General features: G+C 57.3%; 12 protein-coding genes. 1 reads left to right on the forward strand and 11 read right to left on the reverse strand.

Annotated features, from left to right (window positions below):
* Positions 1 to 144: 144 nt before the first annotated feature.
* The gene (locus BV911_RS14715) at positions 145 to 546 is read right to left on the reverse strand and encodes an antitoxin Xre/MbcA/ParS toxin-binding domain-containing protein (RefSeq protein WP_240512264.1); all 402 of its coding nucleotides are present in this window, start codon (positions 544 to 546) and stop codon (positions 145 to 147) included.
* 291 nt (positions 547 to 837) lie between these two features.
* On the reverse strand, positions 838 to 1,485 hold the full coding sequence (locus BV911_RS14720) for a MarC family protein (protein ID WP_168184096.1): 648 nt from the start codon (positions 1,483 to 1,485) through the stop codon (positions 838 to 840).
* Between the two features lie 507 nt (positions 1,486 to 1,992).
* Here BV911_RS14720 and BV911_RS14725 point away from each other — a divergent pair.
* Positions 1,993 to 2,421, forward strand: coding sequence for a heme-binding protein (locus BV911_RS14725; RefSeq protein ID WP_086054386.1), 429 nt, complete (start codon positions 1,993 to 1,995; stop codon positions 2,419 to 2,421).
* A 364-nt stretch (positions 2,422 to 2,785) separates the two neighbouring features.
* Here BV911_RS14725 and BV911_RS14735 read toward each other — a convergent pair whose 3' ends face one another.
* The 9 genes from BV911_RS14735 to BV911_RS14775 all read right to left on the reverse strand — a co-directional run bounded on the left by BV911_RS14735 (position 2,786) and on the right by BV911_RS14775 (position 11,803).
* A complete protein-coding gene (locus BV911_RS14735) occupies positions 2,786 to 3,832 on the reverse strand; it encodes an ABC transporter ATP-binding protein (RefSeq protein ID WP_086054388.1) in 1,047 nt (348 codons plus the stop codon).
* Positions 3,832 to 4,668: a sn-glycerol-3-phosphate ABC transporter permease UgpE gene (gene ugpE, locus BV911_RS14740; protein ID WP_086054422.1), complete on the reverse strand. Its 837-nt coding sequence runs from the start codon at positions 4,666 to 4,668 to the stop codon at positions 3,832 to 3,834. The genes BV911_RS14735 and ugpE overlap by 1 nt, the downstream gene beginning before the upstream one ends.
* 17 nt (positions 4,669 to 4,685) lie before the next feature.
* A complete protein-coding gene (ugpA, locus tag BV911_RS14745) occupies positions 4,686 to 5,567 on the reverse strand; it encodes a sn-glycerol-3-phosphate ABC transporter permease UgpA (RefSeq protein ID WP_086054389.1) in 882 nt (293 codons plus the stop codon).
* Positions 5,568 to 5,624: 57 nt separating this feature from the next.
* Positions 5,625 to 6,938: a sn-glycerol-3-phosphate ABC transporter substrate-binding protein UgpB gene (gene ugpB, locus BV911_RS14750; RefSeq protein ID WP_086054390.1), complete on the reverse strand. Its 1,314-nt coding sequence runs from the start codon at positions 6,936 to 6,938 to the stop codon at positions 5,625 to 5,627.
* A 283-nt stretch (positions 6,939 to 7,221) separates the two neighbouring features.
* Positions 7,222 to 7,989 carry an HpcH/HpaI aldolase/citrate lyase family protein gene (locus tag BV911_RS14755; protein ID WP_086054391.1) on the reverse strand — a complete coding sequence of 256 codons (768 nt, stop codon included), beginning with the start codon at positions 7,987 to 7,989 and terminating at the stop codon, positions 7,222 to 7,224.
* 14 nt (positions 7,990 to 8,003) lie between these two features.
* Entirely contained in the window at positions 8,004 to 8,954 is a 951-nt protein-coding gene (locus BV911_RS14760) for a DUF6282 family protein (protein WP_086054392.1), read from the reverse strand.
* Positions 8,955 to 9,031: 77 nt separating this feature from the next.
* Positions 9,032 to 10,000, reverse strand: coding sequence for a TRAP transporter substrate-binding protein (locus BV911_RS14765; RefSeq protein WP_086054393.1), 969 nt, complete (start codon positions 9,998 to 10,000; stop codon positions 9,032 to 9,034).
* 73 nt (positions 10,001 to 10,073) lie between these two features.
* On the reverse strand, positions 10,074 to 11,354 hold the full coding sequence (locus tag BV911_RS14770; RefSeq protein ID WP_086054394.1) for a TRAP transporter large permease: 1,281 nt from the start codon (positions 11,352 to 11,354) through the stop codon (positions 10,074 to 10,076).
* Positions 11,351 to 11,803, reverse strand: a complete 453-nt coding sequence (locus tag BV911_RS14775) for a TRAP transporter small permease (protein ID WP_086054395.1) — start codon at positions 11,801 to 11,803, stop codon at positions 11,351 to 11,353. The genes BV911_RS14770 and BV911_RS14775 overlap by 4 nt, the downstream gene beginning before the upstream one ends.
* Between the last annotated feature and the right edge of the window lie 359 nt (positions 11,804 to 12,162).

Raw genomic sequence — 12,162 nt, forward strand, 5'->3', positions numbered from 1 at the left:
CCTGCGCCATCCAAAACCATCCGCACGGCACGTTCGCGCACTTCAGGTGAATATTTGTTCGTTGTTTTGTTCATGATGCTCCATCCTACTCATGAGTTGGAGCCTCCGGCAAACCTGGCGCGGTTCAAGGTGGCGGGAGTGGCGTCACGTATAAACCCCGTACTCAAGGCGGGTCAGATAATCCTCGACAGCTTCGGCACCTGCGGAGGAGGCAAGAAGATCGATCGGTCGGCGGTTGTCCAAACCGATTGCCGGCTCAAGGGCCCAGGCTTCCGCTGCCTTCTGTGAGCCCATGACATCGGTCGCCTTTGCGATGATTTCCGCAAAACGCCATGCCCTGCTGCTTTGCTCGATCGAAAGGGCCTTGTCAGGGGTATCCGATTTGCGACGTTGCAGCGTGCGGATGCTGATCCCGATTGCCTTGTTGAGAGCATCCCCCGCCGCAAGAAATTGCACCCCTTCAACGAGATACAGTAACGATCGGGATGGAAGACCTGCAACGATCAGATCGTGAGCGTCCAGCGCCGTGCGGACGGATCGCTTCATTATCCGATCCCCTCCAAGAAGATCGTACGCCCTGATCGCATCATTCTCTGGTCCGACTGGAATATCTAGCGGAAGTACTGAAGCTGTCGCCATGGAAATGCCTCCTTACGCCACGTGTCGCAATAGATACGACGCATGGCGCAATAATTCAAGACGGCGTGATGCTGTAACCGCTGTCTTAGACACCAATCACCACGTCCGGGCCTCTAACTGAAACCTCAATGGATCCGATCATCACAGGCGCCACGACCGGCGCACCGTCTCGAAAGTTCGCGACAGAGCCGCCCCGCGTTAGCCCATGAACGCCTTGTAGCCAGTAAGGGCGAACTGGACCCCCATCGCGACAATTATCAGGCCCATATAACGGCTCAGCATGTCGCGCGCCATTCCTGGACGGGTCGCAGAACTTCCCCGCATGGCAAGCCCGACCAGCAGCAACCAAGTCACGAGCAGAACAACCATGACTGCCACTACAGCCGTGATCGGAAACTTGTCAGGGCTCTGCGCCGCAGAAATCGTGATGACGCCGGTGATTGTTCCGGGACTGGCTGCGAACAGAATGAGTTTCCCGAGGTTCCCGGTTCCAGCGCCACCATCTGGAGAGGTGGCCGGAGCCGATGGCGCGACAGGGCCGCGCAGCATCAAAAACCCAATGAACATCAGGACAAGGCCACCGGTCACGGTGAAGGCGTCAAGAGAAATCCCGAAAAGCTTTAGAATTGACGCGCCCACAAGCGCGGCGGTGAGTAAGATAACTAAAACGGTGAACATGGCTAGGGAGGCCGCGCGGACTGCGGACGCTTTACTTTGTCCCTGACCGGTATTGATGAAGATCATCGCGGATACACCAGGGTTTACCAACGCGACGAGGGTGGCAATCGCCTGCAAATGATCGCTTTTCGGTGACAGCGCCGCCAAGGCGCGCAAATGTTCAATCACAGTAATTCCTAGAATGCATGAGGTAGAATGCTGACGTCGAGATTATGTGAAGCCGATTGGAAAAACGATCCATCGACGGTATTTTATATGGAATTATATGGCTATGCCCTTTGTGGATAGCCCCGACTTTTTAAGGCGTTTCCTTACAAGTCCGATTCAGAACTTCCCGAGATCTGTCATTGCCACACCAGCATATGGGACCTGTCGGCCTGATTGGGACGCACGCCAAAGCCCCACTCCAGCGGCGATCAAGGAACGCTTGAGTCGCATGTCAATGAGCACCCGATCGTTGCCGCCATGTTGTAGGAATCGACCATTGGGCCGAACGGGCCACTTTCCCTACTTTGGGGCAAACGCTTTTTCCTCACGTCTCTGGCCTATCGGCCCGACGTTGCCGACTTCTGTGATTTCAATTTGAAAATCGCGTATACGGCACGACCTTCAAACGATACTGAATACCCTAGTCACGCGGCAAAACGCGCCGCAAAGTCGTTAAAAGGAAACTAAATGCTTACGATTGAACGCCTCGATATCAACGATGCCTACACCCTGATCGCCGGTGCGCGGGCGCATGCGATTGAAATCGGTGTGCCGATGTGCATCGCGATTACCGACGAAGGCGGCAATCTTATCGCGTTTGAACGCATGGATGGCGGCAAGGTGTCGTCGACCACCATCGCGATCGACAAGAGCTTCACCGCGTCTGCTGCCAAAAAACCGACCCATGAGTACGGTGCGGCCAGCCAGCCCGGCGCGCCGGCCTACGGGATCGCATCGGCCATCGGCGGCCGTCTTATGGTGGTCGGCGGCGGCCTGCCGGTGATCGTCAATGGCGCGGTCGTAGGTGGCATCGGGGTCAGCTCAGGCACGCCCGCTCAAGACCAATCCTGTGCGCAGGCAGGGATCGATGCGCTGCTGGCGCAGATGGCGGCATAACTTTTTCGAAACCTTGGCTATTGACGGGCGGCAGTGCATGGGATCAGCGATTGCCGCCCGTCGCGCCTGAAGGCCGCGCATCCTGATTTAGTCGTGCCTGACGGCGGCGCATCCTGATTTATGTGTCGCTTTCGATGGGCTGCATGCTCACGCCAAGCTTCTCGTCATTCACGATCCCGGGGTATGAGGTGGATTCCACTTCTGCGAACTTCCGCTTCCGGGCCAGAGACCGCCCCCCTGCATCGTTTGCTCTCGTTTTGGGAAAGGCGACTGGGCGGCTCTCGCCGCGCGTGGTCTTTATCTTCATCGTGGCCGGCCAGACCATGTTCAGTTTATGTGTCAGCTCCAGCCAACCCATATCATCCTAAAGCCGACGACCGGTCGTCTTATCGAAAAAGTGCAGATGCTCGGGATCGACCGAAAGTTGCAATTCCTCGGTTCCACCGGTCATGCGCCAGACCCCAGGGACACTGGCGGTGAACGGCAGTTGTGTCCCAGCAAGCCAACCGTGCAACAACGTATTGGCGCCAAGCGGTTCGGCAAGATTGACATGCATCTGCAGAGGACCGGCTTCATCGCGGCTCAGATGTTCGGGCCGGATCCCCAACTGAACGGAACCACTGCCGCCCGGGCCGGGTAGCATCATATCGCCCAATTGCGCCCCTCCCGCTGTGCGCGTCGCTTCAAGAATATTCATCGAGGGGCTGCCGATAAATTGCGCCACAAAGACGGTCGCGGGACTTTCATAAACCTCTAGCGGGGTGCCAATCTGTTCGGCGACCCCTGCGTGCATCACGACCATGCGGTCGGCCATGGTCATTGCTTCGACCTGATCGTGTGTGACGTAAAGCGCGGTGATGCCCAACTTGGCCTGAAGCTCCTTGATCTCCAGACGCATCTGGACCCGTAGTTTGGCATCAAGATTCGACAGGGGTTCATCAAATAGAAACACGCTAGGTTCGCGCACGATCGCGCGGCCCATCGCGACCCGCTGCCGTTGCCCCCCGGACAGATCGCGGGGACGGCGGTCAAGGTAGTCGGTCAGTTGCAGCAACGCCGCCGCCTCGGCCACCTTGGCGGCGATCTGATCCTTCGGCATCTTAGCGATCTTCAGCCCGTAGCCAATGTTTTGGCGCACGGACATGTGCGGATAAAGCGCGTAGTTCTGAAACACCATCGAGATGTCGCGATCCATCGGCTCCAGATCATTCACCCGCCGGTCGCCGATCCTCACCTCGCCATCGCTGACAGTTTCCAAGCCAGCAACCATGCGCAGCAAGGTGGATTTGCCACAGCCAGACGGCCCGACGATCACGATGAATTCGCCGTCTGCGACGGTGAGGTTCACCCCCTTGATGACTTCGGTGGCACCAAAGCGTTTGCGGACATCGATCAGGTCAACGGTTGCCATTATTTCTCACTGTCTACGAGCCCGCGGATGAAAAGACGCTGCATCGACAGGACCACAACGATGGGCGGGACCATCGCAAGGATCGAGGCGGCCATGATGACCGGCCAGTCGGCCAGATCGTCGCCAGAGGGGAACATCTGACGGATGCCCATGACGATCGTGTTCATCTCAGGATCCGTCGTCACCAGAAGCGGCCACAGATATTGGTTCCAGCCATAGATAAACAAGATCACGAACAGCGCCGCGATGTTGGTCCGGCTCATGGGCAGGACGATATCCCAAAAGAACCGCATCGGGCTGGCACCGTCGACGCGTGCGGCCTCTGCCAACTCGTCCGGGATGGTCAGAAAGAACTGGCGAAACAGGAAGGTCGCGGTGGCGGAGGCGATCAGCGGGAAGATCAGACCGGAATAACTGTTGAGCATTCCGAAGCCCGCCACCACCTCATAGGTGGGAACAATCCGCACTTCGACCGGCAACATCAGCGTCAGGAAAATCAACCAGAAGAACATGCCCCGCCCCGGAAAGCGGAAGTAGACGAAGGCAAACGCCGACAGAAGCGAGATTGCAATCTTGCCGATGGCGATGCCAAGTGCGGTGATGGTGGAATTCACCAACATTGTCAGCACTGGTACGTTGACGCCCTCGAACAGTGCCTCGCGATAGTTGTTCAGAAACTGGTCGCCGGGCATTAACGGCATTGGCGGCTGGGTGATTTCGGATTGCGTGACTGTCGAGGCGACGAAGGCCAGCCAGATCGGAAAGAACACGACCAAGACACCAAGGATCATCATCGCATGGGTAGCCCATAAGCCCCAGCCGCGCTTTTCTACCATGCCTGTGCGCTCGGCCATCAGTAATGCACCCGCTTTTCCACAAACTTGAATTGCAGGACCGTCAACAGACCCACTACCACCAGCAAGATCACGGATTGCGCGGCGGAGGAGCCAAGATCCTGACCGACGAAGCCATCGGCGTAGACCTTATAGACAAGGATTGTCGTCGCCTGTTGCGGACCGCCGCCCGTGATGGTGTGGATCACGCCGAAGGTTTCGAAAAACGCATAGATGATGTTAACGACCAGCAGAAAGAACGTCGTCGGTGACAGCAGCGGCAGGACAATGGTCCAGAACCTGCGCCAGAACCGGGCCCCATCGATCGCCGCGGCCTCAATCACCGATTTCGGGACCGATTGCAGGGCGGCATAGAAGAACAGGAAGTTATAGCTGATCCGCCCCCACGAGCTGGCGACGACGACAAGGCCCATGGCCTGGGTGCCATCCAGAACGTGGTTCCAGTCATAGCCCAACAGCCCCAGATACCACGAGACGATGCCGACGCGCGTGTTGAACATAAACAGCCACAGCACGCCTGCCACGGCGGGGGCCACGGCATAGGGCCAGATCAGCAGCGTGCGGTAGGTTCCGGCCCCCTTGATCAGCCGATCCGCAATCACGGCGAGAAACAGGGCGGGCACCATGGAGGTGACAGTGACAAGCGTGGAAAACACCGCCGTCGTCCAAAAGGACGCAAGATAGTATTTGTTCCCCAGTAGGTATTCGAAATTCCCTAGGCCCACCCATTGCATGGACAGACCGAACGGGTCCGGAATAAAAAGCGACTGCCAGATCGCCTGCCCGGCCGGATAGAAAAAGAACACGGCAGAGATCAGCACCTGCGGCGCGATCAGCAGCAGCGGCAATATCCAGCCCTTGAACGTCACCCGTTTTTCCACAGTGCCCCCCGGCAGATGCGCGCCCTTCCCCGCAAAGGTCAGGGCGCGAACTGGTGTTTAGCGTGCGGTCTGCTCGAAACGGCGCAGCAACTCGTTGCCGCGCGACACAGCGCTGTCGAGGGCGGCTTGCGCGTCCTTGTCACCGGCCCAGACCGCCTCCAACTCCTCGTCGATGACGGTGCGGATCTGGTCGAACGACCCTAAACGGATGCCCTTGGAATTCGCGGTCGGCGCGTTCATCGTCATCTGCACCACAGCGACATCCGTGCCCGGATTCTCGTCATAGAAGCCTTGCTCGCGGGTCAGGTCCGCAGCCGCCGTGGTGATGGGCAGATAGCCGGTGTCCTGATGCCACTGCGCCTGAACCTCGGGCGAGGACAGGTAATTCAGGAACTGGGCGACGCCGACATATTCTTCATCGGTTTGACCCGCCATGACCCACAGGGATGCCCCGCCGATGATGGTGTTCTGCGGCGCACCTTCGGCATCGGCGTAATAGGGCAATGCGCGGATGTCGAAGTCAAACTGCGCCTCGGCCTTCACGCCCGCGTAACCGGCAGAGCTTTCGGTGAACAAGGCGCAGTCGCCCGCCCGGAAGTTGGCACCGCCTTCGTTGCGGCGACCAGCATACAGGAATTTGCCGTCCTTGGCCCATTGGCCCATCATATCGATATGTTTGACTTGGAGCGGTCCATTGAAGGCCAGTTCCGTATCAAAACCGGCGAACCCGTTTTCCTGCGTGGCGAACGGCACGTTGTGATAGGCGGACAGGTTCTCAAGCTGAACCCAGCTTTGCCACGCGGTCGTGATGCCACAATCTTGGCCCCCGTCCTGCAACTGGCTCAGGGCCGCATCGACGTTCTGCCACGTCGACAGGTCCATGTCGGGGTCAAGGCCCGCCTTCGTGAACGCATCGCGATTCACGTATAGAACTGGCGTGGACGAGTTGAACGGCAATGACAGCATCTGGCCGTCGGTGGTGGTGTAGTATCCCTTCACCGCGCCGATATAGGCGTCTGGGTCAAAGTCGACGCCCGCATCCGCCATCAATTCGAAAACTGGCTTGGTTGCCCCCTTCGCAGCCATCATCGTGGCCGTGCCAACCTCGAACACCATCAGGATGTCGGGCTGTTCGCCGGCGCGGAACGCGGCAATGCCAGCATTCAGCGTCTCGGAGTAGTTACCCTTGCTGGTGGCGACGACAGAATAGTCGGACTGACTTGCGTTGAAATCCGCAACCTGTGCGTCAACCAGTTCGGCCAAGCGGCCGCTGAACGCGTGCCAAAGCTCGATTTCAGTCTGCGCAGCCGCCGATAGCGGCACCAGCGCCGTCGTGGCCATGGCCACCGCGCCCATAACGATGCTTTTCATGTCAGTCCTCCCAGTTCAATTCGTGTCCCGCAACGCATGGCGAAGTCCTCCGGTCACCGGGTTAACTTACGCCATCGCACAATCGGATCAACTCCGATTATGGCATTGCTACGGCAACGAGCGTTCGACTGCTCGCGTGGGGGGCTGGGCACCCGCAATAACATTGAAACTGGCCGCATAAAACCCACGGCTGCGTCCCATTACAAAAGGGGAAATATTTTCCCCCAAGACATGTGCGACACAGCCGCGGCAGGACGATCCCTGCGGCAAGACCTTTTTCGGATCAACCGCTATGCGCCACGCCTGCTCCTGCGATCAAGCTGCGCGTGTTGTTTACGCACCGAACACTTGCATCAAAGAGCAAGTTAATTTCGTTCGTGACGACGATCTCAGCCGCGCCGTTTGCAAGGGCGTATGGGCCGATTAAATCTTCTGGCACCCCGATTACGGCAAAGGTCTTGCCGTGCGCATGCGCTGCCTGTGCAACCCGGGCAAATGCGGCACGAACGTCTGGGTGTCGCGGTGCCGTGAGGTGGCCAATGGAGGCAAGGAAATCATTCATACCGATCATCAGCGTATCTATCCCGTCGACCGCCGCGATTTCCGAAATAGCCGATAGCGCCTCTTTGCTTTCGATCATGACGGTGACCTTCAAATGCGCCTCAGACCGGGCGGTCAGATCGCCGACCGGCACCGGGCGGAAGCCGGTCACAGCCACCGGACTGGGAATGGACCGTCGGCCCACCGGCGGAAACCGAACCTTGTCGGCAACCCAAAGGGCGTCTTCCACGCTATCGACATGGGGAACAATCAACGTCTGCGCACCGCAATCCACGGCCCGCGTCAGCGCCTCGGATCGGGGATGGGGAACCCGGATTTGGATCGGAAATCCGCTTTCAAGCCCCGCAATCGACATTTGTGCGACCTCTTCGAGGGTCACATGGGTATGCTCCATATCGAGAACCAGAAAATCGAACCCGCTGGCGCGTGCCACCGAAAGGATCTCAAGGCTATGAAGCACGCAGGCTGCAAGTCCTATTTTTACGACCATTTTTTCCGTCCGAATTACCGGAGCCCCACTTTGAAGAGATCAATTGGATTGTCCACCGTCATCTTGCGGAGGTCCGCGTCCGACACGCCGCAACTGGCAAACATCGCGATAAATCCGCGGAATGCCTCGACGGGAGGCGGCAACACCAATGCACCGCTGTCACTGGACAGCACGAAACTGTCCGCGCCAATGTGTTGAAGAATAGAAACAGCACGACCAAAGTCCGCACGGGCAAATTTATGCCGCTCGCGATCGACCATGGTCTGCGGGATATCCGTTGCATGGCTGAAGACGAAAAAAGAGTATTCTAATTTTGCGCCGGTTGCCGCAATGGCCTGCGCTTCGTCTTGATCAAGATAGCCAGCGGGACACAACATTCGTGTGCACCCGCGTTGTGCCGCAAACTCAGCAACTCTGACGTGTTCCCCCCCAGACAGGTGGCCAAGGTTGAACACCACGTCGGCTTCGACACACGCGTCGATGATGGCGGGCAGCGGATCCGGCAGCGGTCCGGTCTCGGGAATAGCCAGACAGGTTTCGATATAGGCTGGGCTGCGTCCTTCGGACTTTGCCACAAAGGCGGTGTGATGACAGGGAAGCGAGATGAACCTTGCGCCATCACCCTCGGCGTAGCCCATTTTCAAAGCGGTTTGCACCACACGCTCTGAAAGCCCGCCAGCGTAAGGCTCTAGGATGACGCCGCCGAACACATCGACCCCCAGATGGCCCAGTTCCCGGTTCGCCAAAGCCGCAAGGCCGGATGTATTTGCGAACACGTCCATGAGGCCGAGACCTACAAGCCCGTGTTCTGCGGCCTGATAAACCGCATCGAACAGCGAGACGGTTCGACGGTTGATATGCGGGCAGCAATGAACGTGACTGTCGACAGCTCCCACCAGCATGGATTGGCCCGGAATTGTGACTTCGCGGGGATGGTTTCTCTCAGTGGGCAGTGTGGTCGGCATGTTTCGCCCTTAGGATAATGTCGTCGAAATAACGCGCCGGGGCCAGACGTGATCGCCGCCCCGGCACATGAGGTTGATTAGTTTGTCAGGGCTTCGAAAAGCACACGCTGCGAATCCGTTTCGATAAAACCGTCATAGAGCGGCTTGGACGCTGCGCGAAAACCCGAGGTGTCAGGCTTCACAACCGAGATACCCTTGTCAGCCAACTCTTGCAGAAGCGGCTCTTCCTGTTCGACCACGTACTGACGCTGCCAAGTGGCCGATTCAGTGCCAGCCTCAAGAAGGGCCACTTGGACATCCTCAGGCAGCGCGTCAAATTTGGACTGCTTCATGACAATTTGCGAGGTGAGGTTCAGCCATCCAACCAAAGAGAAGTGGTCGGCAACTTCATAGAATTTCTGCGCGTTATAGTCAGAGGTGGCACCCTCTGCGCCGTCGACGACCCCACTTTGAAGCGCGCCATAGAGTTCCGAATAGGCCATCGGGGTTGGGTTGGCGCCATAGGCCCGGAATGCTTCAACGTGCATTGGCTGTTGCATCGTGCGGATTTTCAGATTGGCGAGGTCGTCAATCGTGTTGATGTCTTTCTTGGTCATCAGGTGGCGAATTCCAGAGGAATAGCTGCCAATCAATTCAAAGCCAGACCCTTGGGCCGATTGCTGCATCAACTCTTTGGCCGGTCCATCAAGTGCGACGCTGAGAGATGGGATGTCCGAAAACAGGAACGGCATATCAAGCACGCGCAGATCTTGGACAAAGTTACTCAACGTGGAGTTGGAAACCTGCGCCATATCGACGGTGCCAAGAATGACGCCTTCAACCAATTGTGCCTCATCGCCAATCTGCCCGTTCGGGAAGATTTCGATTGTCGCTTGGCCATCGGTCTTTTCTTCTAACAGGTCGCGAAGTTTTTGCAGACCCTGTGCCTGAATGGAATCGACGACATTGGTATGCCCAGCCTTAATGACGATGTCCGCGGCCATCGATACAGTCGGAAGCGCGATCGCCAAAACCGAAACTACCGTGGCTTTCATTAGGTTTTTCATTTTTGGAATTTCCTATCAAGAAGGGTTGAGGTGAGTGTTGTTCGGGTCGAGAAAGTGGCCCCCGGAGTGACGTTCATGGAAAGAACATCCGTGGCAGCGTCAGCACAACTTCGGGAACATAAGCGACGAGACCAAGGACAATCAGCATTGGGATCAACGGGATCCATACGCGCCTTGAGACCTGTTCAATCCTGCGCTCAGCGACAACGGCTGAAACGAACAGGCAGATACCATAGGGGGGGGTTATCAGTCCGATTGAGAGGTTAAGTGTGGTCATCACGCCAAACTGAACTGGATCAATACCGAAACTGACCGCGATCGGCATAAGGACCGGAACAATGATCAGGATCGCAGAAATGCTTTCCATGAACATGCCGATGATCAGCAGGAAAATATTGACGATTAACAGGAAGATGATCGGCGAACTGGTGATGCTACGCATCCACGTGTCCAACATCTCAGGTGCGCCCAAGGTCGCGATGATCCACGAAAACACACTTGCCGTAGAAACAATCATCAGGACGGCGGCAGACAGACCGACGGATTTTACAAAGAGTGCGGGAAGATCAACCAATCGAATTTCGCGATAGATGAGCAGCGACACCAACAGGGTTACGATTAGCGCGATGCAGGCAGCCTCGGTTGCGGTGAAAATTCCGCCCACAATGCCGCCGACGATGATGACCGGCAGGGTGAGTGCCGGCAAGGCCGACATAAAGGCCTGCCACAGCGCGCGTCCGGAAAATGCGGTGTGATCACGGTAGGCTTCGCCACCCCGACGGGCAATCAGCCAGCAGGTGACCCCCATCGCCACAGCAATCATCAGGCCAGGGACCACGCCCCCTAGGAACATTGCGCCGATCGATTCATTGGCCGTGACGGCAACGATAATCATGATGATGCTTGGCGGGATAATCGGGGCCAATGCTCCGGAGGCGGCGATGATCGAAGCGGCAAGATCGACGTCATACCCCCGGCGCTTCATTTCCGGCATCAAGATTGACCCCACCGCCGCTGTATCTGCCGAACCTGAGCCGGAAATCGCCGCAAGGCCCGTCCCGGTGACGATGCCAACGAGGTAAAGGCTGCCTGTAATCCAGCCAACCAACGCGGCTGCAAGGTCGACAAACCGGCGCGCGATCCCCCCCGCTTCCATCACCACGCCAGCAGTGACAAAGAACGGGATCGCCATAAGCGTAAAGGAATTCACCCCTCCATAGATGCGCTGTGCCACAATCGAAAGCGGCACATCGGTCATCAACTGGATGGCAAGCAAGCCCCCGACACCCAAAGCAAACACGATGGGCATTCCCGAGAAGACGAGAAGCACAAATCCACCAAAGACAACACTCATGTCGCCGCCTCCGTATCGCTAGACTGTGATCCAAAGATTTGCGGCAACGTCGCGATCGCGAATTCCAGCAAAAAGTAGCTCATTCCGATCGGCAGCGCATAATAGACGGCTGCCATCGGAACCTGCAGTGCGGTCGATTTCACGATATAACCGATGGCAATCAACCCGGTGCTGCCGACAATCACGACCCCAAGGAACCAGACGACCAGGGCGAATGCTGCAACCTTCACCAGTCGCTGCGCCCACATCGGAAAGTACAGGATCATCATGTCAATGCCGACGTGCTGCCCGCGCCGCATCGCGATACCTGCGCCCAGCATTACCAGCCAGACCTGCGCAAACGTGGCCATTTCTTCGGACCAAGCGATCGAGAAATTAAAGACATAGCGTCCTAAAATCTGCGCAAAAATCAATGCCATCATCAGCGTGATGAGCAGAACGGCCGACATATTCACGATTGTACGGATGAACGTCAGGACGCGGGAGCATATTCGAATCAAAGTTTAGGTCACCTTCTTTGGAATTGTGGGCCTGCGGCTTCAGCAGGACCTCACGCTTCATGACTATTTCTCGGCAGTATCCGAAATTTTATTGGCCCCTCCGGCTGTTCCGCTCGGCTTGACCATCGAACTCGCAACCGGAGAAACTCTTTGGACTCGCGCCAGATACTGCCGGTGAATCGTCAGCTTAGGCACGAAAACACTCGCGCAATTCAGGCGCATTCCACGAAAGGACACCGTGGGATTCAATAGGTGTGGCCAGGGATAACGTCTTTGACTTGCAAGCAATTCCGAACATTTCGGCTCCT

Source organism: Pseudoruegeria sp. SK021, assembly GCF_002119405.1.
Lineage (GTDB): Bacteria > Pseudomonadota > Alphaproteobacteria > Rhodobacterales > Rhodobacteraceae > Meridianimarinicoccus.

What these genes read in the sequence shown, in the direction of transcription:
- ugpE (WP_086054422.1), bottom strand. Translation starts at nt 4,668, where the DNA reads ATGGTAGAAAAGCGCGGCTGGGGCTTATGGGCTACCCATGCGATGATG.
- BV911_RS14735 (WP_086054388.1), bottom strand. Translation starts at nt 3,832, where the DNA reads ATGGCAACCGTTGACCTGATCGATGTCCGCAAACGCTTTGGTGCCACC.
- ugpB (WP_086054390.1), bottom strand. Translation starts at nt 6,938, where the DNA reads ATGAAAAGCATCGTTATGGGCGCGGTGGCCATGGCCACGACGGCGCTG.
- BV911_RS14765 (WP_086054393.1), bottom strand. Translation starts at nt 10,000, where the DNA reads ATGAAAAACCTAATGAAAGCCACGGTAGTTTCGGTTTTGGCGATCGCG.
- BV911_RS14760 (WP_086054392.1), bottom strand. Translation starts at nt 8,954, where the DNA reads ATGCCGACCACACTGCCCACTGAGAGAAACCATCCCCGCGAAGTCACA.
- BV911_RS14770 (WP_086054394.1), bottom strand. Translation starts at nt 11,354, where the DNA reads ATGAGTGTTGTCTTTGGTGGATTTGTGCTTCTCGTCTTCTCGGGAATG.
- BV911_RS14775 (WP_086054395.1), bottom strand. Translation starts at nt 11,803, where the DNA reads ATGTCGGCCGTTCTGCTCATCACGCTGATGATGGCATTGATTTTTGCG.
- BV911_RS14715 (WP_240512264.1), bottom strand. Translation starts at nt 546, where the DNA reads ATGAAGCGATCCGTCCGCACGGCGCTGGACGCTCACGATCTGATCGTT.
- BV911_RS14755 (WP_086054391.1), bottom strand. Translation starts at nt 7,989, where the DNA reads ATGGTCGTAAAAATAGGACTTGCAGCCTGCGTGCTTCATAGCCTTGAG.
- BV911_RS14725 (WP_086054386.1), top strand. Translation starts at nt 1,993, where the DNA reads ATGCTTACGATTGAACGCCTCGATATCAACGATGCCTACACCCTGATC.